The 21,008-nt window shown below is 63.8% G+C and carries 20 protein-coding genes; 9 read left to right on the top strand and 11 right to left on the bottom strand.

Annotated elements, in window-relative coordinates; all coding sequences use genetic code 11:
• The first annotated feature begins 27 nt into the window (after positions 1–27).
• Both L2Y97_RS12815 and L2Y97_RS12810 read left to right on the top strand, forming a co-directional pair.
• Positions 28–819, top strand: a complete 792-nt coding sequence (locus tag L2Y97_RS12815) for a hypothetical protein (protein WP_247427068.1) — start codon at positions 28–30, stop codon at positions 817–819.
• Positions 743–1,639 (top strand): NAD-dependent epimerase/dehydratase family protein, encoded by an 897-nt coding sequence (locus L2Y97_RS12810; protein WP_247427066.1) that lies wholly within the window; start codon positions 743–745, stop codon positions 1,637–1,639. The genes L2Y97_RS12815 and L2Y97_RS12810 overlap by 77 nt, the downstream gene beginning before the upstream one ends.
• A gap of 15 nt (positions 1,640–1,654) precedes the next feature.
• Here the strand turns inward: L2Y97_RS12810 and L2Y97_RS12805 are convergent, their stop codons facing one another.
• A complete protein-coding gene (locus L2Y97_RS12805) occupies positions 1,655–2,539 on the bottom strand; it encodes an AraC family transcriptional regulator (protein ID WP_247427064.1) in 885 nt (294 codons plus the stop codon).
• Between the two features lie 41 nt (positions 2,540–2,580).
• Here L2Y97_RS12805 and L2Y97_RS12800 point away from each other — a divergent pair, with 41 nt between their 5' ends.
• Both L2Y97_RS12800 and L2Y97_RS12795 read left to right on the top strand, forming a co-directional pair.
• A complete protein-coding gene (locus L2Y97_RS12800; RefSeq protein WP_247427062.1) occupies positions 2,581–3,372 on the top strand; it encodes an alpha/beta fold hydrolase in 792 nt (263 codons plus the stop codon).
• A gap of 305 nt (positions 3,373–3,677) precedes the next feature.
• A complete protein-coding gene (locus L2Y97_RS12795) occupies positions 3,678–3,977 on the top strand; it encodes a hypothetical protein (RefSeq protein WP_247427059.1) in 300 nt (99 codons plus the stop codon).
• Positions 3,978–4,024: 47 nt separating this feature from the next.
• Here the strand turns inward: L2Y97_RS12795 and L2Y97_RS12790 are convergent, their stop codons facing one another.
• The 6 genes from L2Y97_RS12790 to L2Y97_RS12765 form a co-directional block, all read right to left on the bottom strand.
• Positions 4,025–4,864, bottom strand: a complete 840-nt coding sequence (locus L2Y97_RS12790) for an enoyl-CoA hydratase/isomerase family protein (protein WP_247427056.1) — start codon at positions 4,862–4,864, stop codon at positions 4,025–4,027.
• A 72-nt stretch (positions 4,865–4,936) separates the two neighbouring features.
• Positions 4,937–5,365 carry an OsmC family peroxiredoxin gene (locus L2Y97_RS12785; protein WP_247427053.1) on the bottom strand — a complete coding sequence of 143 codons (429 nt, stop codon included), beginning with the start codon at positions 5,363–5,365 and terminating at the stop codon, positions 4,937–4,939.
• Positions 5,366–5,476: 111 nt separating this feature from the next.
• Positions 5,477–7,021, bottom strand: a complete 1,545-nt coding sequence (locus L2Y97_RS12780; RefSeq protein ID WP_247427050.1) for a GDSL-type esterase/lipase family protein — start codon at positions 7,019–7,021, stop codon at positions 5,477–5,479.
• 83 nt (positions 7,022–7,104) lie between these two features.
• On the bottom strand, positions 7,105–7,536 hold the full coding sequence (locus L2Y97_RS12775; RefSeq protein ID WP_247427047.1) for an SRPBCC family protein: 432 nt from the start codon (positions 7,534–7,536) through the stop codon (positions 7,105–7,107).
• A gap of 15 nt (positions 7,537–7,551) precedes the next feature.
• Positions 7,552–8,238 carry a type 1 glutamine amidotransferase domain-containing protein gene (locus L2Y97_RS12770; protein ID WP_247427044.1) on the bottom strand — a complete coding sequence of 229 codons (687 nt, stop codon included), beginning with the start codon at positions 8,236–8,238 and terminating at the stop codon, positions 7,552–7,554.
• Positions 8,235–9,215, bottom strand: coding sequence for an alpha/beta fold hydrolase (locus L2Y97_RS12765; RefSeq protein ID WP_247427041.1), 981 nt, complete (start codon positions 9,213–9,215; stop codon positions 8,235–8,237). Before L2Y97_RS12765 ends, L2Y97_RS12770 begins: the two co-directional genes overlap by 4 nt.
• A gap of 157 nt (positions 9,216–9,372) precedes the next feature.
• On the opposite strand from L2Y97_RS12765, the gene L2Y97_RS12760 reads away from it, so the two are divergent.
• Both L2Y97_RS12760 and L2Y97_RS12755 read left to right on the top strand, forming a co-directional pair.
• On the top strand, positions 9,373–10,362 hold the full coding sequence (locus L2Y97_RS12760; protein ID WP_247427038.1) for a quinone oxidoreductase family protein: 990 nt from the start codon (positions 9,373–9,375) through the stop codon (positions 10,360–10,362).
• Positions 10,363–10,385: 23 nt separating this feature from the next.
• Positions 10,386–10,817 (top strand): OsmC family peroxiredoxin, encoded by a 432-nt coding sequence (locus tag L2Y97_RS12755; protein WP_247427036.1) that lies wholly within the window; start codon positions 10,386–10,388, stop codon positions 10,815–10,817.
• Positions 10,818–10,844: 27 nt separating this feature from the next.
• On the opposite strand, the gene L2Y97_RS12750 is transcribed toward L2Y97_RS12755, so the two are convergent.
• Positions 10,845–11,279 (bottom strand): hypothetical protein, encoded by a 435-nt coding sequence (locus L2Y97_RS12750; RefSeq protein WP_247427033.1) that lies wholly within the window; start codon positions 11,277–11,279, stop codon positions 10,845–10,847.
• A 1,181-nt stretch (positions 11,280–12,460) separates the two neighbouring features.
• Between L2Y97_RS12750 and L2Y97_RS12745 the strand changes: the two genes are divergently transcribed.
• Positions 12,461–13,903 carry an aldehyde dehydrogenase family protein gene (locus L2Y97_RS12745; RefSeq protein WP_247436795.1) on the top strand — a complete coding sequence of 481 codons (1,443 nt, stop codon included), beginning with the start codon at positions 12,461–12,463 and terminating at the stop codon, positions 13,901–13,903.
• Here the strand turns inward: L2Y97_RS12745 and L2Y97_RS12740 are convergent.
• A complete protein-coding gene (locus L2Y97_RS12740; RefSeq protein WP_247427031.1) occupies positions 13,847–14,452 on the bottom strand; it encodes a helix-turn-helix domain-containing protein in 606 nt (201 codons plus the stop codon). The genes L2Y97_RS12745 and L2Y97_RS12740 overlap by 57 nt on opposite strands.
• A 549-nt stretch (positions 14,453–15,001) precedes the next feature.
• On the opposite strand from L2Y97_RS12740, the gene L2Y97_RS12735 reads away from it, so the two are divergent.
• Positions 15,002–18,061, top strand: a complete 3,060-nt coding sequence (locus L2Y97_RS12735; protein WP_247427028.1) for a TonB-dependent receptor — start codon at positions 15,002–15,004, stop codon at positions 18,059–18,061.
• A gap of 211 nt (positions 18,062–18,272) precedes the next feature.
• Positions 18,273–19,934 carry an FAD-dependent oxidoreductase gene (locus tag L2Y97_RS12730; protein ID WP_247427026.1) on the top strand — a complete coding sequence of 554 codons (1,662 nt, stop codon included), beginning with the start codon at positions 18,273–18,275 and terminating at the stop codon, positions 19,932–19,934.
• A 1-nt stretch (position 19,935) separates the two neighbouring features.
• Here the strand turns inward: L2Y97_RS12730 and L2Y97_RS12725 are convergent, their stop codons facing one another.
• Positions 19,936–20,460, bottom strand: a complete 525-nt coding sequence (locus tag L2Y97_RS12725; RefSeq protein WP_247427023.1) for a winged helix-turn-helix transcriptional regulator — start codon at positions 20,458–20,460, stop codon at positions 19,936–19,938.
• Positions 20,461–20,562: 102 nt separating this feature from the next.
• Positions 20,563–20,913 (bottom strand): helix-turn-helix transcriptional regulator, encoded by a 351-nt coding sequence (locus tag L2Y97_RS12720; protein WP_247436792.1) that lies wholly within the window; start codon positions 20,911–20,913, stop codon positions 20,563–20,565.
• Positions 20,914–21,008 lie beyond the last annotated feature (95 nt).

The raw sequence follows: 21,008 nt of genomic DNA, 5'->3' as shown, positions 1-21,008 counted from the left end.
AGCGGCCCCGGGCAGGACGTCGTTGCGGTGGCCGATTCTGTGATGGCGTTTTATCCGCTTGGCACCCCGCTGTTTGGTTCGGGCGCACACTCCGAGCGCATCCTTGATGAACTTATCGGGATTGCCGACGCGCAGGGCTCGAGCCTCCTTGGACACGGACAGGTCGTCTCCGGGGCCTTGAGCCTTGGGTGGTGGCGTCATGGGGGTGGGGTCGTCATCAGCGACGGGCTCGTGCGTGCTCGTGCCCTGCAGATGGAACTGCAGGCGCCGGTCATCGTTATCGATGAGCGGCTCTTTGCCCATGTCAGGGCTCATTCGTTCGCTCGCAACTATGGGGCGGAGGTTGACCCGGTCAACAACCTGTTTCGTCGTTTCGAAGGGACACTCAGGGGGAGCGAGGTGTCGTTTTGCCATCTCGACTACATCCGCATCTGCCTCGAGGCGGTGGACTGGGCCGACACGCCGGAGCGCATCGAAGCCTACCGCGCTGCACCTGTCGGTGTGGCGCGCCGGGCCATCGTTGAAGAGGGCTACCGTGCCAGCGTAAGCGAATGGCTTCTTGCCCACGCAGCATCCATCGTTCTTGCCCATCGCCGTGCGGAGCCCGACGCCCGCGAGTCGCTCGAATGGCTGGCCGCGTACCACAACGCGATGGTTGCGATGGCGATGGCAGACCCCGTTTGTCTGTGCGTGCTCGACCCGGCCCCCCCCAATCCACATCTCATCCAGACGGGACGCAGTCATGAAGGTTTTTGTCACCGGCACGTCCCGATACATTGGCGGGTCGGTTGCCGTAAATCTGCGCGCGCAAGGCCATGAGGTGCGCGGGCTTGTCCGCCGTCGCGAGAGCGTCGTATCCCACCGCTCAGCAGGCATCGAGCCCGTCCTCGGCGCCCTAGACGACACCGAGTTGCTTGGCAGACTCGCCAACTGGGTCGACGTAACCATCAACGCGGCAAGCTCGGACCATTTCTGGGCCGCTCACGCGCTCATCGAGTCGCTCTCGGGCACCGGCAAGATGCTCATCCACACGAGTGGGTCGAGCATCGTGGGCGATGATGCAGCAGGGATGTACGCCGAATCGACAGTCTACGCCGATGATATGCCCTTCCAGATGCTGCTCAACCGGTCGCCGAGGAACGAAATTGACCGTCTTGTGCGTGCCGCCGGCATCTTCCGTGGCATGCGCACCGCCGTCATCTGCCCGACGATGGTCTACGGGCAGGGACTGGGTGAGAAGGCCGACAGCGACGAGATTCCCAAACTGCGAAAGAAATCCACCGAGGTCGGGGCAGGGGTGTACATCGGCGAGGGCAGGAGCATCTGGTCGAACGTCCACATCGCAGACCTCGTCGACCTCTACCTCCTGGCCGTTGAACGTGCGCCGTCCGCGTTATTTTATTTTGCCGAGAGCGGTGAGCTTGCAATGCGGGACGTGGCCGTCGCCGTCAGCCATTCGCTGGGCTTTGGTGGCAAAACGCAAAGCTGGAACGTGGACGATGCTGTCGCCGAGCTTGGCTTGTGGCCACGCATCGCGCTCGGCACCAACTCCCGTGTACGCGCCACCAACGCGCGCGGTGTGCTTGGATGGACGCCCTCGAGGCCCGACCTCGCAGCGACGGTATCGGCCAATCTGTGAGACCGGAGGCGGGCGTTACGACGCCCGCCGCTCCCCTGGACGCTCGCCAAAGCAGGCCTTGAAGGCGCGGCTGAAGGCTGCGTCCGACGAGTAGCCGATGCGTCCGGCGACTTCGCCGATGCGCATCCCGCTCCGCAACATCTCAGCGGCCATGTGTAGTCGCCAGCGGGCGAGATAGCGCAGCGGGGCTTCGCCGACTTTGGTAACAAACCGCTCCGCAAAGCCCGAGCGCGACATGGCCGAGATGTGCGCAAGCTCCGCGACCGTCCATCGGCGAAGGGGCGCATCGTGCATGGCACGAAGCGCCCGACCGACGCGCTCGTCGGTCAGCCCAGCCAGGCGACCGAATCGGCCATCGCCTTCCGTCGCCCAGGCGCGCAGTGCACGGATAACCAGCACGTCGACGAGACGGGAGACCATCAGGGACGAGCCCGGTTCAATTTGACGTGATTCTTCCAGCAGGAAATGCGTGAGCGCGCCGAGCCAGTCCGGGACCCGGCCGGCATTGGAAATATGCACGCAGGAAGGCAGCGCGGCGAGGACGGGCGGCAGTCCGTCGCCATCATAGCGGTAGGCGCCTTCGACACAGTTCAACGCGGTCACAGCGGTAAGACGGTGGGCTGCACCGGTGGGCAACAAGACAAGGTCGCCAGCCACGGCTCGCGTGGTCGAACCGTCGTCGGTGTCAATCCGGCATTCGCCCTCACTGATAAAGAAAAAGCATCCGGCGCCTCCCCGCGAGGACATCGACTGCCCTGCTGGGATGGCCCTCGGGAAAACCGCCTCGCCCCGCAGGCGAACCCAGGTCAGCACCTGCGACAGCACATCGGGGGCATGTGTGACACGTTTGGACGTGATGTCATCAACGCTGGTGTTTGGGTCATTTGGTTCGGCTTGCATGCATCCCACCTCGTGTGTGTCCTTCCAACCGAGACACCATCATGAAGATTGCTTCAATTGTTGCACTGGGTGCCATGGTCGCTGCCGGCGGCGCCGAAGCCGCCACCAAGCCGACCATCGCGCTCGTCCACGGTGCGTTCGAGAATGCGCAGGTCTGGCAGGGCGTCACCGCTCAGCTCAAGGCCGACGGCTACACGGTCATTGCGCCCGACCTGCCAGGTCGCCCGGGCAACCCGGCCACTCCTGACAAGGTCAGCCTCGACCTCTACCGTGACACGGTCATCAAGGCCATCGACAAGAGCAAAACCCCTGTCGTCCTTGTCGGTCACAGCTTCGGTGGCATTGTCATCTCTGATGTGGCCGAGGCGGCCCCGAAAAAGGTGCGCACACTGGTCTATCTTGCCGCCTATTTGCCCAAGGACGGCGAGTCGCTCATGAGCCTTGCCCAGACCGACGCGGATGCCAAGATTGGCCCGCATCTGGTCATTGACAAGGAGCATGGCGTGGCGTCCATCGAGCGCTCGGCGCGTGCGGACCTGTTTGCCAATGATGCACCGGACGCTGTCAAGAAGATGATTCCCGACCAGATTATCGACGAGCCGCTGGCTCCGCTGGCAACGCCGGTCAAGCTCACCGCCGCTGCCTTCGGTTCGGTCGACAAGGTCTACGTGCACACCTCCCTCGACCAGGTCGTGAGCCCGTCCCTGCAGGCGCGCATGGTTGCGGGAACGCCGGTGCGCAGTGAGACGACGCTCAAGACCGGCCACACGCCGTTCATCACCGACGTGCCGGGTCTGGTCAAGACCATCGAAGAGGCCGCAAGCCACAAGTAACCCGCAGTTGCGCGGCGGGCACTCGGGTGCCCGTCGCGCCGAGGTCGCCGCCATGTCATCCCCTTTTGCCCGTGCCACGTCGCGTCCTCCGATGGTCTGGAAAAGGCCTTCTGGCTACTCGAGTTCTCACCCATCGATGTCAGGAGGCGGCTCCTCGACTGGACCGAGCACCTCGGCGCGCACCTCAACGCACTGACCGTCCGGCTCGACTCGCTGGACTCGGATATCTGGTCGGATGCGCGGGGTATGCGGCGGCCCTTGCCCGTTTCAACGACACCCGCGTCCTTGCCGGCGGCATCCAGGCCGTGCGCGACGCGGTCGCCGCCGTCGACAGTCCTGATGCGATGGCCGATGGTTGGGCGGTCGTGTTCGGAGCGGAAATCCTGCTGACGAACCTCGGTAACCTGAGCCTCGCGCCGGTTTTCGGTGACATCGGGCTCGAGGCCGTCTGGGGGCCGGCGGTTGCAACCGGCATTGAAGCCGAACAGACCCTCTCCGCACTCGGCTTTGGCGGACGGCTTCATCTGGCCCACACGAGCTTCCAGCCACTCCCGGGCTTCCTCGACGCCGTCGTGACCCTTCTCGACGAAGTCGTCGAAGGGTAGCGGACAAAGGGCGCCGCCGTTGATGGCGCCCTTTGTCCAGCCGAGTCTTACGGAACGATGTCGCCGATGTCACGGCCGAGGTTGTACTCGAGCTCGCCACGGGTCTGCAGGCCCTTTTCCATCAGCTGACGGGTGACCGAACCGAACTGCGGGAGCTTTGCCGCCCCCCAGAACGCATCGGAGTGCAGCGGGAATTCCGAATCCGGAAGACGCGTGTACTTGTTGATGTAGTCCTTGAGCTCGGTGATGACACGGAAGTCCCACTTCGACACGCGAAGTGCCCACGCATCGACAAACGCTTCGAACTTGTCGTCGTCGATGGCACGGTTGATGTAGCCGTACTTCTCGGCGAGTTCCGCCGGGTAGTCCTCACCGCTGAGCAGGATTTCAAACGCGCGGGCGCGGCCAACGAGTCCCGGAAGACGTCCCGGGGCGCCACCGCCGGCAACGGCCGTGAAGCCGACTTCCATCTGGCCAAGGATGGCCTTCTCACGGCTGCCGAAGCGGATGTCGGCCGCAAGCGCGAACTCGCTGCCGGCGCCACGAGCAATGCCCCGGATGGCGGCCACGGTCACGGCATGGAGGTGCGACAGGCGCACCGTCACATCAACCCAGGCAGCAAAGCCGGTCTTGCTCGGCAACGCTTCCGTGGCGGCATGGTTGGCGGCGAGGTCGTAATGGGCGAGGTAAAAGTCCGGGTCCGCGCTTTCGAACACGACGACGTTGACGGTCTTGTTCGACTCGAGTTCGGTCAGGAGCTCCTTGAGCTCCTTAATCATCTGCGTGCCGATGACGTTGACCGGCGGGTTGTCGAAAGCGACCTTCCAGTACTGCGGGGTCACAGCCGTCAGCTTGAAGTGCTGGGGTTTGAAGGTATCGAGAAACATGGGGATTCTCCTGGCGTGCGCGACGCCGAGCAAAAGAGGGGGCCGGGGCAGGGCACCGGCCCGAAAAAGGCCTCAGGCCAGCAGCGTCGCGGTCATGCCAAGGTCGACCTTGAGCAGGAGGGCGATGGTGCACGTCGTGCGCGCCCGTTCGACGCAATAGTCGAACTTGTCCTTGGCAATGCCCGGGACCTTGGCTTCGGTGGTGATGGCAATGCCGAGAATGGCCGGGTGGCCGTTTTCGCCATAGCCGAGCTCGACCGTCGCCGAGGTCTTGATGCTCTCGGCCTCAAAGCCAATCATGCCGAAGTTGTTGGCGAGCGCCTGGTTGAAGCAGCCTGCCTGGGCGACGGCAAGGAGTTCCTCGGGGCTGCCGCCCGGCGTGCCTTCGAAGCGACTGGAAAAGCTGTAGGGCTTGTCCTTGAACGTGTCGGTGGTCGTCGACAGGGTGCCCTTGCCTTGCTTCCAGTTGCCTGCCCAGGTGGAAATGCCGGTTGCCTTCATGGTGTTGCTCCGAGGGTTGGGGGGAGAAGTCCGCAGGCTAGACGGGGAGTCGCTTTTGTTATTGCAGCAGACTGCGGCGGAAGAACCTGCGGGCCGTCGCGCCGGAATGGACTACCGTCCGGCGGTGTTCGTGGCCCAGACCGGCCCCTGCGGAGCGTAGATGACGAGGTTGCCGTCTTGCTGGAGATACATGTGCGCACCCGTCTGGCCGCCGGAACCGGACGCCCAGAGCAGTTCACCAACCGCGCCCCGGAGTTCGAAGTTGCCGTCCGGCGTCAGGTACGCCTCGGCAGCGTCCGAGCCGGCCGTTCCCGTGTCGATGAGGGTGGTCGTCCCCGAGGTCACGACGAGGTTGCCGTCGGTGCGCAGGGTCAGGGCATGGGCGCCATCGCAAGATCGCAGCGACTCTCCGGGCCGCAGGCCTTCGCCGGGCTCGATGGCACCGCACGAGGCAGGCAGCGCAACCGGTGCGAGGCTCACGGGCGGGAAGTCGGCAAGATTGATGGCGTTGGCAAACGCCTGGTAGCCGGCGTCGGACGGGTGGAGGTTGTCTGAGGCGACATAGGCCGGCAATGTGTAGGTTGGGCGGTTGGGGTCTTCGAGGACCTTGTGGAGGTCAACGACACCGTCGCAGCCACTGTCCGGCGAGAGCATGAAGGCATTGAGCGCATCGGCGCGTTTCTGTCCTTCCGCTGACCAGTTTGCCGCCGCATGGAACGTCGGCATCGTCGTGCAGTAAAACTTGATGTCCCGCGCATGCGCCTCGGCAATAAGCGTCCGGTAGGCGGCAATCATGTCGTCGGCGGTTGCGTTGGCGGCAACCGGGAGGATGTCGTTCATCGGTGCATCGGAGAAAATCACCCACCGCACGCCGGGCTGGTCGAAGACATCGCGCGCAAAGCGGTCGAGCACATTGGGGCCGCCGTTGATGAGCCCGTTGCCGCTGATGCCCTCGTTGATGATGCCGACCTTCATGCCGGCCGCATTCAGTCGACTGGCAAGAACGTTCGGATACCGGTGGTTGGCGCCATAGGTCGAGGCAAAACCATCGGTCGCCGACGCGCCAAGGGCAACGAGCGTGCCCTGGAGGCCGTCGCCCTGGACGTCCATGTTGAGGAGGAACTGGTAGTCGCCTTCCTCACTCGCCTGCAGCTCGGGCTGGCCACTGACGTCCCCGTTGGCGACCCACTTGGACTGGTTGCTGTAGCTGTGGCCCGTGACCACGTTCGTCGCCTCGGGCACATAAAAACTCACCGCGACGTCGCCCGATGCAGGAATGGGCATGTCGACAGCGTCAGTCGCAGCCGTCCGGCCCACGGGGATGGTCACCGAATGCTGTCCGCCGAAGGTGGCAACGCGGTCGGTGGCACCATCAACCGTCGACCCCGATGGATTGAGCGCCAGGTGGACATCACTGATGACGAGGGGCGCGTCGCCGAACGCGTTGGAAAAGCGCAGTCGTACCCGGGTTCCGGCGACGCTGGTGTGGACAATCTCCCGGAGCGTCTTCCCTCCGTAGTTGACGGGCCCCATGGGCACGGGGGCCACACCCCAGGTACCGACCCAGGGCGGGTTGCCGGCGGCGAGCGCAGGCAGGCTGGTAAGGCCGCATGCAAGGGCGAGGGTCAGGCGGGCGCGGTGGAAGGGAAAGGGCACGATGGGAGGACTCGGTTGGGGAGGAAAAATCAGCCCGGTCCGAACCGGCGGTCCCCCCGCCCCCGGGCCGGACACGGCAAGCGTCAGGGGGTTTCCGCATGGGCTTTCATGGCCAGGGCCCCGCCTTCAAAGCGCCGGGTCAGCCGTTCGAATTCCTCGCCGCGCTGCGCGTCCGAGGCCTGCGTCTGGTCGTACGTCAGCGCCCAGGTCAGCAGGCACTGCGCCGGACCGGTCGCTTCAACCGACAGGCAGCCGTGGTAAGAGCGCAGCGCCATGGGCCCTTCGAGCTGGGCGTAGGTGTAAGACGTTCTGGTCTGGCCCACCATCACCTCGACGACGGCATCACCGACCGTCCGGATGGACCCGAGGTTGCCGTCTCCCTCGACCACGCGGCTGGTGGTGCCGAGAAAGCGGCCGGCGTCGGCAAAGTCGCCGATGCGCGCCCAGGCCTGTGGGGCACTCGCGTCGATGGGCTGCCGGGCGACGATGGTGACAAACTGCGGGAACATGGCCATGGCGCGGTTCCGGGTTCAGGCGACGAGGACCGGCCGCTTGCCGGTGAGAAGCTGCTGGAAGACGAGCGCGTACTCGGAGGCCGACTGCTGGTTCTGGCCGGTGACAAGCCGTCCGTCAACGACAACGCGGACGCCCTGCGGCTCGACATGGACAAAGGCGATTCCCGCCTCTTCCATGACCGGTTGCGGGTAAAACGGGATGAATTTCGGGCCGTAGATGGACTCGGCCTGGATGTCCTCGGCGAGCGTAAAGCCCGTCGCCGTGCGTCCGGCCACCCGGTCAGGGTTGTTGGCCAGTGCGATGGAGCCGTGGCAGATGGTCCCGACGACCTTGCCGGTTGCCCAGAAGTGCTCGAAGAGGCGCGCAAGGTCTGCATTCGGGTAAAGGTCGACTGCCGCGCCGGTGCCGCCCGCCACATGGATGGCATCGAATTGCGCGGGGTCGATGTCGGCAAGACGTGTCGTATTGCCAAGGCGTGCCACCAGCGCGGAGTCCGACAGGAAGCCCTTGCTGACAAGGTCGTCGGCTTCAAACGAGCCGTCCGTTGCCGGGTCGCTCAGTCTGTCCCAGATGATTTTCCCACCTGCCGGACTTGCAAAGGTGATGTCGTGGCCGCGCTCGGAGAGATGCCAGAAAGGGCGGGTGACCTCGGCAAGCCAGGTGCCGAGCGGAGCGCTGGTGATGACAAAGAGGATTTTCATTGATTGAGGAACTCCGTGAGGTAGGTCAGCAGCGCATCGGGCTTTTCCTCGGCGATGAAATGGCCGCTGCCTTCGACGCGGTACGTGGTCGACATGGCTGCCGTTGCTTCAAGGAAGGCCTTCAGGCGCGCATACCCCGGACCACCAAGCCCGAGGACCGGCATCGGGAGCTTGCCGTAGGTCTCCGAGTCGGCGATGTCCTGGTTGAACGTCTGATACCAGCCATTGGACGCACGGATGGCGTCCCGGCTCGCGTAGGCGGCGGCGTACACGGCGCGGTCGCGCGCATCGATGGCCGCTTCGTTCTTTGTCATGTAGCGGAAGAACCACGCTTGCTCGCGGTCCTCGCGCCCTTCCATGAGGTCTTCGGGCAAGCCCTTGACCTGGTGGAAGGCAAACCACCACAGGTACGGGTGGTCCTCGTCAATCTTGTCGTTGAAGGTTCCGGCGTCAGGCAGCATCTTCAACTGCAAGTACCCTTTTGAGGGATGGCCCACGTCGAGCAAAACGAGCTTCCTGACCAGTTCGGGATGGTTTGCCGCGAGACTGAAGGCCACCATCGCGCCGATGTCGTGCCCCACGACGTCCGCGTTGCCGTCGCCAACCTGTGTGATGAGCGCCGCGATGTCGTTGGCCATCGTCTTCTTGTCAAAGCCACCCGCCGGCTTGTCGGAAGCGCCCATGCCGCGCAGGTCGACGCTGATGACCCGGTGTGTCTTTGCCAGTTCCGGCATCGTCTTGTGATAGGACCACCAGGTCTCAGGCCAGCCAGGCAGCAAGATGACCAGTGGTCCCCGTCCGCCGATGACGTAATGCAGACGCACGCCATTGACCGTCGCCATCTTGCTGGCAAAGCCGGGTAGGGCGCGGACGAGCGCCGTATCAGACACGGCCTGCGCTGGCACCGTCGGATGGCCAGCGAAGACAGGGGGCGCAAGCGTGAGGGCGAGGGCAGCGACAATGGACAGCCGTTTCATCAAGGAGCATCCAGGGCGGAAAGCCGTCATTACGCCGTCGGGACGCGGCAGGGTATTGGACCGGGCTGCGGCAGCACACTTTCACACGCTGCCCGGTTGCTTCAATTAAAAAAGCGGGTGATAGTCCAGCACAAACTTTTTCTATAAGGCATGCAACATGAAAACTGTGCGTTTCCACGAAACCGGCGAGCCCGGGGTGTTGCGCTACGAGGATGTGCCCGAACCGTTCCCGGGTCCGGGGCAGGTTAAAATTCGCGTAGAGGCTGTGGGCGTGAACTTCTCCGACGTTCTCCGCCGCCGGGGTGATGACTACCCTGAAGCTTCACCGACCCCCTTTACACCTGGCAGCGAAGTCGCCGGCACCATCATTGAGCTCGGCGAGGGGGTCGCGGGGCTCGCAGTGGGCGATGCGGTCTACGCTGTGCCGCGAACGGGAGGATACGCCCAGTATGTGGTCGTCGATGCCGCAATGGCCGTGCCACTTCCCGAAGGGATTGCCGCCGCTGAGGCGACCTCGCTTGTCATCCAGGGGCTCACGGCCCTGCTCTCGCTCCGGGACGCAGGCCGCCTGAGCCCTGGCGACACCGTTCTCGTTGAGGCCGCAGCCGGGGGCGTTGGAGCCTACGCTGTGCAGCTCGCCAAACTCTCGGGGGCGGGCAAGGTCATTGCGGCAGCGAGCACCCCGGAAAAGCGCGCTTTTGCTGAATCGCTCGGTGCCGATGCGTCCGTCGACTACACCGAAGAGGGTTGGCCGGAACGGGTGCGGGAACTCACCGGTGGTCGCGGTGTCGACATCGCCCTTGAAATGGTCGGTGGCAACATCCTGGGGGAGGCGCTTCGCGCCATCGCACCCTTTGGCCGCATGGTGGTCTACGGCCAGGCCAGTGGTGAGCGGGCCTTCATCAATCCCCAGGAGCTTACCGTCGACAACATATCGGTCATCGGTTTTTACATCGCTGGCTATTTCAAGCTGCGCCCCGACCTCATCAATGCGTTGCACGAAATCATCGGCCATGTCCGGGACGGGCGCCTGTCCATCAACATCGGAGGCCGCTTCCCGCTGTCGCGCGCGGCCGATGCCCACCGCTTCGTCGAAGGCCGCCAGAGTTCGGGCAAGGTCGTCCTCGAGCCCTGGGTCGACGTCTGAGCGCCGGCATGGAAGACAGGACAATGAAGGCGATCGGCTATTCAGACTGGTCAGGCACATGGAAAGAGGGCGCGGGCAGCATCTCGACGGACAGCCTGACCGTCCCCAAAACCTACTACAGTTTCGCGACCCGTTTTGAAGGCGCCAACGGGGCAAGCCCGGAAGAGTTGCTTGCGGCGGCCGAGGCGGGATGTTTCAACCAGGCCCTCGCCAACAACTTCGGCATGAACGGGCTCAAGGCCGAATCCATCGCCACGAGTGCAGTGGTGGAGATGGGCCATGACGATAAGGGGAGCCCGACGATTGTAGGCATCCTGCTCAAGGTCGAAGCCGTCGTTCCAGGTGCGACACAAGAAGTGTTCGACCAGTGCGTCGAGCGCGCACGCACGCGCTGCAGCATCGCCAAGGTGCTCAAGCTCGACATCCGTGTTGAGGCGGCGCTGGTCGTGAATTGACCTGCCTCAATCAGGGCGGCCGCCCGGTCATCCGGCGTTCGCCCCGGTTGGCCGGGGACGATGCAAACCGGCAAACTCGATGGCGACCAATGCGGCGACTGAATCAGCCGACTCAATGAGCCGTGTGTGCAGGGTGACTTCGATGTCTTCCGCAAGCCGTGCCCTGTCGTCGGCGGGCATCGACCGGGCAACGTGGAGCCCGCGCGCGAGGACGCCAGGTGAAAGCCCCAGACGCGGCCCAAGTGGCGTCGGCATCGACGCGGTGACCCAGGGATTGTCCGCAGCCCCTGCCAGATGCAAAACGCCGCCCGATGCGGCTATGAATCCGCAAGCACGTCTTGCCTCGCCATCGTCGGCCTCAAAGCTTGCGCAGACAGGAAGGACCGCACTGCCTGTGGCTTTGCCGACCGGACGGATGACCAGATCTGTGCCGTGGCTGTCGACAGAGAGCGTTCCGACCATGTAAGGCAGGGTCGGGCGTGTGGCCAAGGACACCCACGCGTTTGCCAGGGACCCGCCGAAGCGGTATGCAGTTGCTGCTCCGGGTACACGGGCGGGCAAGAGCGCAGCGATGGTCCCATTGACCGCTCCGGGCAATGCGCGCCATACGAAGTGCCCGAGCAGCGCTGTCGCGAGCACGGGCCGGGCAAGTCCAAAAAAAGGTCCATTGCTGACGTCCGCACCCGGCTCAGTGCCCGTTCGGGCGGCCCTCGGGCGAGCCGCTGGGACGGGTGCTGTCGCAGGGGGGATACCCGGCAGCGGCAGCCCCCAGCCGGGCAAGGTGCTGTAAAAGTCCGGCATGGCCGGGAGGATGGCTGCCAGAAGAAACGCTTGTGCGGTCAGACGAGGCATGGGGCACCGGGTTGGATTTCATGGCGATGCTGCCATGGACGCGCGTTTGAACATGCGGCGATGACAAAGTTCAACATTTGAAGCTGTGCCGTCAGTCATGGCGTTTTCGTCAATTTTCTCCAATTCCGTTTGTGGCCATCCCTCCACGATGTCGATTGTTTTCCCATCCGGCCCCCCGCTTGAACCGTTCCCCTCTGCGGCGCTTCGCTGCCGCCGTCGTCCTGTCGCTTTCCGCCGCATCGGCGCGGCCCCGTCACTTCTGTCGGTCCGCCCGCAAGACGTCCTGGCAGCGCCCGTGCGGGTTATCAAGAGGCCAGGCCGGGGTGTCGGCAGGGAGTTGTCTGCACGCCGGTCTCGCGCCCCTGGAAGCCTCGTTCGCTGTCATCACCTACGACCCGAGAAACAGCGGCCGGCCCGACCGGGTACGTCAACCGGAGAGATTCTCCGCGCGACAGATGGTCGACGACCTCGGATCCCTCCGGCAGGCTCAGGATGTTGGAAGGATTCGACCTCTTGGAAAAAGTGCCGGTCCCATTTGCGCGGACCGGGCCGCTTTGCAGCTGCTGTATGCCGCAGATTGCCGCACGCGGTCCCTGTTCGGCCGAGTGCGCCGGCAAGGTCCGAGCTTTTTTTCAAGCCGTGGCTGCCGAAGGTCTCCGGACTTGACCGTGGCTCGAGCCAGGAGGTCGAAGCCGTCGGGCTCTGCGGCGCCCGCCTCCTCGACCAAGGCCTGTCGGTCCTCATGAGCCATTGACCGGTTGGCCGGGGCACTGTTGCCCGTCCCCGGTCCAATGCACTGCCCCGGGGCGGCCACCCCGCGCCGCCCCCGTCACATAGAAGACAGCACCGGGCCACAGGCGCCCGAGGGAGCCCACGCTTTGCCATTCGCTTCAATCAATCCGTCAAGCGGCGAACTCATCGTTGAGTTCGCCCCCACCACAGAGAGGGCACTCAACGCAATCCTCGAGCGGGCAGACCTTGCATTTCGCGGGGACTGGGGCCGTGCCCACTGCGCGGTTCGAGGCAACATGCTCCGCGCTGCCGCAGACAGCCTGCGGGAAAACCGCATGACGCTCGCGCGAACCGCGACGCTAGAAATGGGCAAGCGCCTCACGGAGGCGCTTTTCGAAATTGAGGCCGCAGCTGGGCTGTTTGAGGTCCACGCCGATAGCATTGCCGATGAGCGCCTCGGCGATATCGCCGGGCACGGGCCGTCGCCGGGCCTCTGTGACGCCGCTCCGGTCGGTGTGGTGCTCTGCGTGGAGACCTGGAATTTCCCCTTCTTCGAACTCGCCCGCGTCGCAGCACCCAACCTTGCGGCAGGAAACACGGTCATCGCTCGCCACAGCAGCCGCTTGCCCTTGTGTGCCGCAGCGTTCGAGCGCGTGGTGCGGGCGGCGGGCCTGCCCATGGGCGCTTTTTCGACGGTCTTTCTCACAGACGACCTTCTCGAACGAGCCCTGCTCGATACGAGGGTGCACGGCGTATCCATGCATGGAACGCACCGCCGTGTGGCCGCATGCGCAATGGCCGCTGGCAAGGCCCTCCAGTTGATGTCCCACGAACCGGCCGGAACGGACGTGTTCGCCGTGCTCGATGACGCCGACGTCGGTCTCGCCGTCGACCTCGCCGTCGAGGGGCGTCTCGCCAATTGCGGGCAGATGTGTTCGGGCGCGCGCCGCTTCCTCGTCACGCCCCCCATCGCCCGCGCTTTCACCGAGCAACTGGCGGCTGCCATGGCGGCGCGCATACCCGCCGAGCCCGGAAGCGCTGCAACGCTACTCGGGCCTGTTGCCTCCCGCGCCGGACTCGAACACTCACTGGACTTGATGGGGAAAGCCATGCGGGCGGGCGCGCAACTGCTTACCGGCGGCCGCCGGGTCGACCGGCCCGGCTTTTACCTCGAACCCGCCGTATTGGCGATGGGAGCCGACGATCCTGCCTTCAGCGAGGACTTCCTTGGCCCGGTCGCCATGGTCGCGACCATTGGTGGGGATGACGATGTGGTCCGGATTGCAAATCGCAAGCCGGGCGGCCTCGGCGGCAGCATCGTCAGCCAGGACACTGACCGGGCGCTCCGTGTCGCAAGGCAGTTCGCGCACGGCCGGGTGTACATCAACGAAACGGCCCTCAGCCGCAAGGCGCGGCTTGGCACGCACGGGCCGCAGGGGGCGGCCCTATCGCAGCTTCCCGTGCGCGCCTTTGTCCATCGCCGCACCATCCATATGCCCTGACAGTTCTTGGACCCAGTTGCCCCGCCGGGCAGCCTGTTCCTCGCGCCAGCGGTGCGGGGACTGGCCGTGGATGCGCCGAAAGGTGTTGGTCAGATGTGCCTGGTCGAAAAAGCCGCAGTCGGCGGCAATGGCGGTCAGGGATGTTGCTGACTCGAGAATCAGCTCTCGCGCGCGTCGCAACCGCAACCCCATGATCCACGCGTGAGGGGTCTGCCCCGTACGCAGGACAAATGCCCGGTGGAAGTAGCTCACGCTCAGGCCCGCGACGTCCGCCAACACGGAAGTCGGCAAGCTCGTGTCGATGGACCTCTCGACAAAGGCCGAGAGCGCCTCGAAGCGTTCGTCTGACAGCGCCAGCGTGCGGCGGGGGCGGGCGGGACCATTCGTGGCGGGGACTTCGGTTGCAAGCGCTGCGACCTCAACGAGGCGCAGCACGGGTGGGGTCGAGCGGAACGCGCCCGTGCGCTCGGTGCAGAGGCGGCCCGTTGCCGTGTAGCAACGGCACTCGGGCAGCGCAGGCGCAGTCGGGTTCGCGGATTGCAGTCGCAAGCTGGCCACTCTCCCCCACGTCAACGTGGGCAGATCCGGAAAAGACGCCCCACGGCGCCAACGGGTGCGGGCGGTGCGCCCCATGACTGCATGTTACTGTAAAAAATGAAGTGGCTATTGGACGAAAGTCGCTTCTCCGGATTTGAACGGCAGTCGATCCGTCGAATCTGCCCGCCCCAGGTCGGGGGCGGTACCGGGCCGGCGGTCGGTCCGCGTTGAAAGACTGCGGAAAGGGCGAGGAAGCCCGACGTTGCATACATCTGATGTTTTTTGACAAATGCCGACGACTTGGCGTGGGATTTGAGGAATCGCTCATCGTTCCATTGACACCGATCGGTTTGGACGTCTAATTTCCAACACGGTCTTAACGTCACCAGCACATGGTGCAGTGATTGAAGTGACCAGAAAATCGTTGCATCAGTGCGGCAGTCCAGCGCCCGGGGAGGGTGGGGTTGCACCAAACGCCCTGGTGCAACTGCCTCTAATCCTTGGCCACGTGGCCGCCTTGAATCAACTGGCCCTGTCTGGGGTCTTCTGGGGAGTGTCTTGATGCATGTCCAATCCTTCCGCCGCGCTGGCGTGAATCGTCCGACCGCGTTGGCGTTCGCCCTCGCAGTGTGCCTCGGCGCAAGTGCGCCTGTTTTTGCCCAGGCGACAACGGGTGCCATCTTTGGCCAAGTGCCGTTTGCAGCGAACGAGACGATACTCATCTCCGGGTCGACCGGTTTCACCCGCGAGGTGTCCGTCGATGCACAGGGTCGCTACCGCCTCGGTAACATTCCGCTCGGGGCCTACAATGTAAGCCTCAAGCGTGACGGAGCAGTGGTCGATTCGCGAAAGAACGTCCAGATTACCGTCGGCGGCAGCACCGATGTCTCGTTTGACGCGCCGACGGCCGCTCTGACGAGCGCACAGTCGCTCGATTCGGTGACCGTTGTCGCCAACGCACTCCCGCCGATTGACACCACGGCTGTCGATTCGCGCACGGTCGTTACCTCCGAAACGCTGGCCCGGCTGCCGCTTGGCCGCAACGCGGAGGCCATCGCACTTCTCGCACCGGGCGCCGTGCCGGGCTCTTCGAACCTCGGTAATGGTCGCTTTCGAACGGTCTCGTTCGGCGGTTCGGGCGCATCCGAAAATGCGTACTACATCAACGGCTACAACACGACCGACCCGTACAAGAACCTCGGTGGCGTGGGCTTGCCGTACGGCGCAATTGACCAGCAGGAGGTCTATACCGGAGGTTACTCGGCCAAATACGGCCGCTCCGATGGTGGTGTGATTTCGCAGGTCGGCAAGCGTGGCACGAACGACTGGCATTTCGGCGCGCAGATTCTCTGGGAGCCGAAGTTTGCCGCATCGAACCCCGGCAGCATCTACTATGGCAACCGTCCGCTGCCGGCGGGCTACGGTTACCAGGATCCGTCTAAGGTCGGCGCCATCTACAAGTCCGGTGACGACAACACCAAGTGGACGACGACGTACTCGGCCTATGTTGGTGGCCCGCTCATCAAGGACAAGCTCTTCTTCTTCGTCGCAGCCGAAGCCGAGAAATCCGAGGGTGAAAGCACCAGCTCGGTTGAGGCCAATCCGGTCGCCACCAATCACTATACCTACAAGCTGCCGAAGTACTACGCAAAGCTCGATTGGAACATCAACGATTCTAACATCCTTGAATTGACGGGTATCCACTCGACGGACGAACAGCAGGGCTACTACACAGGGTATGACTACGACGCGCGATCGGGCTCCGGTCGTACCGGGGCGAACGCTGACACGTCGAAGATTGAATCCAAGTACGCCATCGCAAAATACACTTCTTACATTACCGACGACCTGACGCTGTCGGCGACCTATGCCAAGGGCTGGACCGACGACTACCTGCACAACCCGACGCCAAACCTCGACCAGCAGCCGTATATCTACAATCCCTACCTGCAGAATCCGGCGCTCAACGGCGGCAGGCCGATCTCGAATCTCAACTCGTCCCAGACTACCCAAGACCCGAGCGCCGGCAGCCGTACGCATGGCCTGCGCCTCGACCTCGAGTGGCAGGTCGGTGACCACCATCTCGCCGGTGGCATCGACAACATGCATTACCGTGGCATCGATGAAGGCACTGCGACCAGCGGTCCGGGCTACTACTGGCGCTACTTCCGCTCGGCCAATCCTGGCAACGCTATTAGTTCCTCGCAAGGCGTCGGAGCGCCCGGTGGCGACGGGTACTACGCCCGCAAGGTCGTCTTCTCGTCGGTGACCAACATGTCTCTCGATCAGCGGGCGCAGTACCTTGAGGATCGCTGGCAGGTCACCGACCGCGTGCTGCTGAGCGTTGGCGTGCGCAACGACCGCTTCAAGAACTTCAACGATGAGAACAAGCCTTACGTCAATCAGGCGGCGCAGTGGGCGCCTCGTCTGGGTGCCTCGTGGGACGTCTTTGGGGACTCGAGCCTCAAGGTCTATGGCAACGTCGGCCGCTACTACCTCGCACTGCCCAACAATGTGGCTGTGCGTGGTGCTTCGCCGTCGACCTACACGTTCGAATACTTCAGCTACACCGGCATCGACTCGAACGGTCGCCCGACCGGTCTCAAGGCCCTCGGTCCTGGCCCGGTGTCGCCGGATGGCGAGTACGGTCAGCCGGTCGACGCACAGGCGGTGGCAGCACGGGACCTCAAGAGCCAGTATCAGGACGAGGGCATTGTGGGGTTCGACAAGACACTCGGTGACGGCTGGGTGACAGGCGCCAACCTTACCGTGCGCAAGCTGCGTACGGCCATCGACGATGTCTGCGACACCGGTAAGATTGGTGACAAGCTCTCTGCCGAGGGCATCAACCCCGATTCCGTGGTCATTCCGGGCTGCGTCATTTTCAATCCGGGCGACAGCAACACGTTCAGCCTTGCCAATGCCAACGGCGTCGGTCGCACCGACGTGAAGATGAGCATGGATGACTGGGGCTTCACAGACAAGGCAAAGCGCAACTATTACGCGCTCGACATGTACCTCGAGCATCCGTTCGACGGGAAGTGGCAGGGGCGGCTCGACTACACGTTCTCGCGCTCGTACGGCAATACGGAAGGCCAGACCAAGTCGGACATCGGCCAGACCGATATCTCGAAGACTCAGGACTGGGATTCGGCGGAGCTGATGCGTTACGCCAATGGCCTTCTGTCGAACGACCGTACGCACCAAATCAAGGCGTACGGTTCCTACCAGCTAACCCCAGAATGGTTGCTCTCGGGCAACCTGCGCCTTGCCTCCGGCGCACCGAAGTCGTGCCTTGGCTATGAGGATGGTGAGGCTGACCCTGATCCGATTGGCTACCAGTCCGCTTACCACAACTGCAACGGACAGCCTTCGCATCCGGGTGCCAAGCGCAATCCGTGGTACCGCCAGGTTGACCTCGCCGTGGCTTACCGTCCGGCCTATTTCGACAGCAAACTCGCCTTTGGCGTACAGGTCTTCAACGCGACCAATGAGCGCAAGCCGCTCAACTCGTACTCGACGTACGAGTCGGTGTCGAAGACGGTTCTCAACAACTATGACCTTGGTGAGTACTACCAGACGCCACGCTATGCCCGCCTGACCGTCTCGTACGACTTCTGAGTTCGACCCCGATAAGAAAGTCCCCCTCCCGGGTCAAACCGGGAGGAACAACGACGCAAGTCCCCCATTTAAGGCCGTCCGCTCCCACGGGCGGCCTCCTTTTTATCTACCGCGTCGAGATTCATCCCTATGGATAGGTTGAAGAATGCTAGTGAATACTTCAAATATGGAAGTGGTTCCGACAGTACGGAAAAATCACGGTTAGAGATGCATGATTGACCGCCCAGAGTTTGACCCCGCCGATACGGTCGGCCTCCTTCCGGAGCCCTATCCGCACCTTTCAGACGAAATGGTCGCGCGAATCGGAAGCTACGGGACGCTCGAGTCCATTGACGAGGGCCATCTGCTGTACGCCCGGGGCCAGCGCTCGGTCGATTTTTATGTCCTTATCTCCGGCACGGTCACCGTTTTCGACATTGATGCCCGGGGACGTGAACGGCAGGTCGTCGTCCACGAGGCCGGGTCGTTCACCGGCGAGCTCGACCTCTTTGACGACCGGGGCATCCTGCTCAACGGACGGGCAGGCCGGCACACGAGTGCCTACCGCTTGCCGCGCAGCGCCTTTCGCCGCATGGTCTCCTGTGAACCGGACATCGGCGAGTTCCTGACCCGTTGCATCATCCTTCGCCGGTTCGGGCTTGTCCGTCGGGGGTTTGGCGGGGTCATGCTTATCGGCCACGACACCTGCGTCGACACTGCGCGCATCCGCCGCTTCCTGTCACGGAACGGGTATCCCTACCGCCTGCTCGATTCCATCGACGACCCCTGCGCGCTCGAACTCATCGAGCGCCAGGCCCTCCGGCGCAGCGACCTCCCGGCGGTGTTCATGGGGGATGGCACGGTGATGGTTAACCCGACAACGCCGGTGCTTGCCGATGCACTCGGCTTTTCCGCGCCCGGGGAGCCTGGCCACGTCTATGACCTCGCGGTGGTCGGGGCTGGCCCGGCCGGGCTCGCTGCTGGCGTTTATGGTGCGTCCGAGGGACTCGACACGGTTGTAATCGAGGGGCTTGCACCGGGTGGCCAAGCCGCAACGTCATCGAAAATCGAAAATTACCTTGGGTTTCCCTCAGGTGTCTCCGGGCATGCCCTGGCGAGTCGGGCGCAGGTCCAGGCGCTCAAGTTCGGCGCGCGACTGACCATCTCCCGGACCGTCACCCGCCTGCGCAAGCTCGAATGCCACTTCGAGCTCGATCTCGACGACGGAACGAGTGTGAGCGCGCGCTCGGTGGTGGCGGCCACTGGCGCGCGCTACAGGAAACTCGGTCTTGGGGATTTTGATCGCTTCGACGGGCGTGGCATCCACTATGCCGCAACGGCCATCGAGGGGTCGTCCTGTTCGGGGAGCGAGGTCGTCGTTGTGGGTGGGGGAAACTCCGCCGGACAGGCGGCCGTCTACCTCTCCCGCGTCGCGGCCCACGTCCACATCATCGTCCGGGGTGAGGGCCTTGCCGCCACGATGTCCGACTATCTCGTCCAGCGCATTGGCGGCTCACCCAGGATCACTTTGCATGTCCAAAGCGAGGTGGTCTCCCTGGAGGGCGCCGAGCGGCTCGAGCGTGTGATTTGGCGCAACGTCCAGACAGGGGAAGTGACGACGGCTCACGCCGACAGCCTCTTTGTGATGATTGGCGCCTCCCCAAACACCGGATGGCTCGAGGATGCACTGCGGCTCGACCCCAAGGGATTCATTCCCACTGGTGACCAGGTGTTGTCGCACCGTGCGGGCCCATTCGGGACAGAGTTGCGCGGGCTCTTTGCAGTCGGTGATGTGCGCTCGGGCTCGGTCAAGCGTGTCGCATCGAGCGTAGGGGAGGGCTCGGTGGTCGTTCAGGCCATCCACCAGTTCCTCAGGCCCGAGCTCGCTTGCTGATTTACTCGGACTTCGAGGCTGAAGCGCGCCGGCCGGCCCGGAATGCTGCAGCGCGGCCCTTGCGTTCAGCGGCAAACTTGCGGCCCACGGTCGCATCACAGAGGTCGAACGTAAATGGCGTATCGGCCTTGCCCGGTACCCAGTCGGCGTCAATAGTTTCCCCGGTGCGTTTGAGGACCATGTTGACTGCAGGTGGCTCGTTCTTCCGGTATTTGCCCCACCGCATCCCCCAGCCACGAAGCGCAAGCAGTACGGGGTCGAGCTCCTTCCCCTTGTCGGTGGCGACGTACTCATATCGCAGCGGTCGGTCGCTGTAGGGCACGCGCTCGATGACCCCGTCGGCTTCCAGGCGCTTGAGGCGCGTGGAGAGCAGGAACGACGACATGCCTGTTTGCGCCTGGATTTCGTCGAATTTCGTAGATCCCATGGAAAGCTCGCGCAAAATGAGCAGCGTCCAGCGGTCACCGACCACGGACAGCGAGCGCGCGATGGGGCAGACGCTTTCGTCGACTTCGTCCCAACTCATGAGGGGGCTCCTTCAGAATTAGCAGCAGATTCTCCGCTGAATTCGGGAGTATCGCAAGGTGGGGCACAGTAATTTCCAAGACCTTACGGGCCCAGTTCTGCCTCAGGAGCGTCGTTTCCGGGGGCACGCCGTCAGGACAGGCGGGCGCGTTATAGCCTCAGAGGAGGGTTGCAGGGGCACACCGGCAATGCCAGGCCCGCCGATCATGCCGCAATCCGCGCGCCACTGACTTGGAGAAATGCCGTATCGGACGCGGAATGTATTGCCAAGATGCGCTTGATCGAAGAATCCCGCCGCTGCGGCAACATCCTTCAGGGCGAGGTTGGTCCTTTCGACCAGCAGTGCGGCATATCGCAGTCTCGCATCGAGAACGTAGGCATACGGCGTCATGCCGAAACTCAGTTTGAACGACCTATGGAAGTGGCAGACCGACAGCCCCACGGACGCCGCCATCTCTAGGGGGCCGACCGCTTGGTCGAGATGCTCGGCAACGAAGGACCGCAAGCGGCCGCACCGCGCCTGGCAGAGCGGTGCGGCGTTTCGGGATG

It is taken from the genome of Luteibacter aegosomatissinici (assembly GCF_023078495.1).
Lineage (GTDB): Bacteria > Pseudomonadota > Gammaproteobacteria > Xanthomonadales > Rhodanobacteraceae > Luteibacter > Luteibacter aegosomatissinici.
The sequence above is the reverse complement of the archived record's forward strand: the minus strand, read 5'-3'. Positions and strand labels throughout refer to the sequence as shown.

Coding starts and splice junctions, on each gene's coding strand:
- L2Y97_RS12810 (WP_247427066.1), top strand. CDS start 743: ATGAAGGTTTTTGTCACCGGCACGTCCCGATACATTGGCGGGTCGGTT.
- L2Y97_RS12805 (WP_247427064.1), bottom strand. CDS start 2,539: ATGCAAGCCGAACCAAATGACCCAAACACCAGCGTTGATGACATCACG.
- L2Y97_RS12800 (WP_247427062.1), top strand. CDS start 2,581: ATGAAGATTGCTTCAATTGTTGCACTGGGTGCCATGGTCGCTGCCGGC.
- L2Y97_RS12790 (WP_247427056.1), bottom strand. CDS start 4,864: ATGTTTCTCGATACCTTCAAACCCCAGCACTTCAAGCTGACGGCTGTG.
- L2Y97_RS12785 (WP_247427053.1), bottom strand. CDS start 5,365: ATGAAGGCAACCGGCATTTCCACCTGGGCAGGCAACTGGAAGCAAGGC.
- L2Y97_RS12775 (WP_247427047.1), bottom strand. CDS start 7,536: ATGGCCATGTTCCCGCAGTTTGTCACCATCGTCGCCCGGCAGCCCATC.
- L2Y97_RS12770 (WP_247427044.1), bottom strand. CDS start 8,238: ATGAAAATCCTCTTTGTCATCACCAGCGCTCCGCTCGGCACCTGGCTT.
- L2Y97_RS12765 (WP_247427041.1), bottom strand. CDS start 9,215: ATGAAACGGCTGTCCATTGTCGCTGCCCTCGCCCTCACGCTTGCGCCC.
- L2Y97_RS12760 (WP_247427038.1), top strand. CDS start 9,373: ATGAAAACTGTGCGTTTCCACGAAACCGGCGAGCCCGGGGTGTTGCGC.
- L2Y97_RS12755 (WP_247427036.1), top strand. CDS start 10,386: ATGAAGGCGATCGGCTATTCAGACTGGTCAGGCACATGGAAAGAGGGC.
- L2Y97_RS12750 (WP_247427033.1), bottom strand. CDS start 11,279: ATGGTCGGAACGCTCTCTGTCGACAGCCACGGCACAGATCTGGTCATC.
- L2Y97_RS12745 (WP_247436795.1), top strand. CDS start 12,461: ATGCACTGCCCCGGGGCGGCCACCCCGCGCCGCCCCCGTCACATAGAA.
- L2Y97_RS12735 (WP_247427028.1), top strand. CDS start 15,002: ATGCATGTCCAATCCTTCCGCCGCGCTGGCGTGAATCGTCCGACCGCG.
- L2Y97_RS12730 (WP_247427026.1), top strand. CDS start 18,273: ATGATTGACCGCCCAGAGTTTGACCCCGCCGATACGGTCGGCCTCCTT.
- L2Y97_RS12725 (WP_247427023.1), bottom strand. CDS start 20,460: ATGAGTTGGGACGAAGTCGACGAAAGCGTCTGCCCCATCGCGCGCTCG.
- L2Y97_RS12720 (WP_247436792.1), bottom strand. CDS start 20,913: ATGGCGGCGTCCGTGGGGCTGTCGGTCTGCCACTTCCATAGGTCGTTC.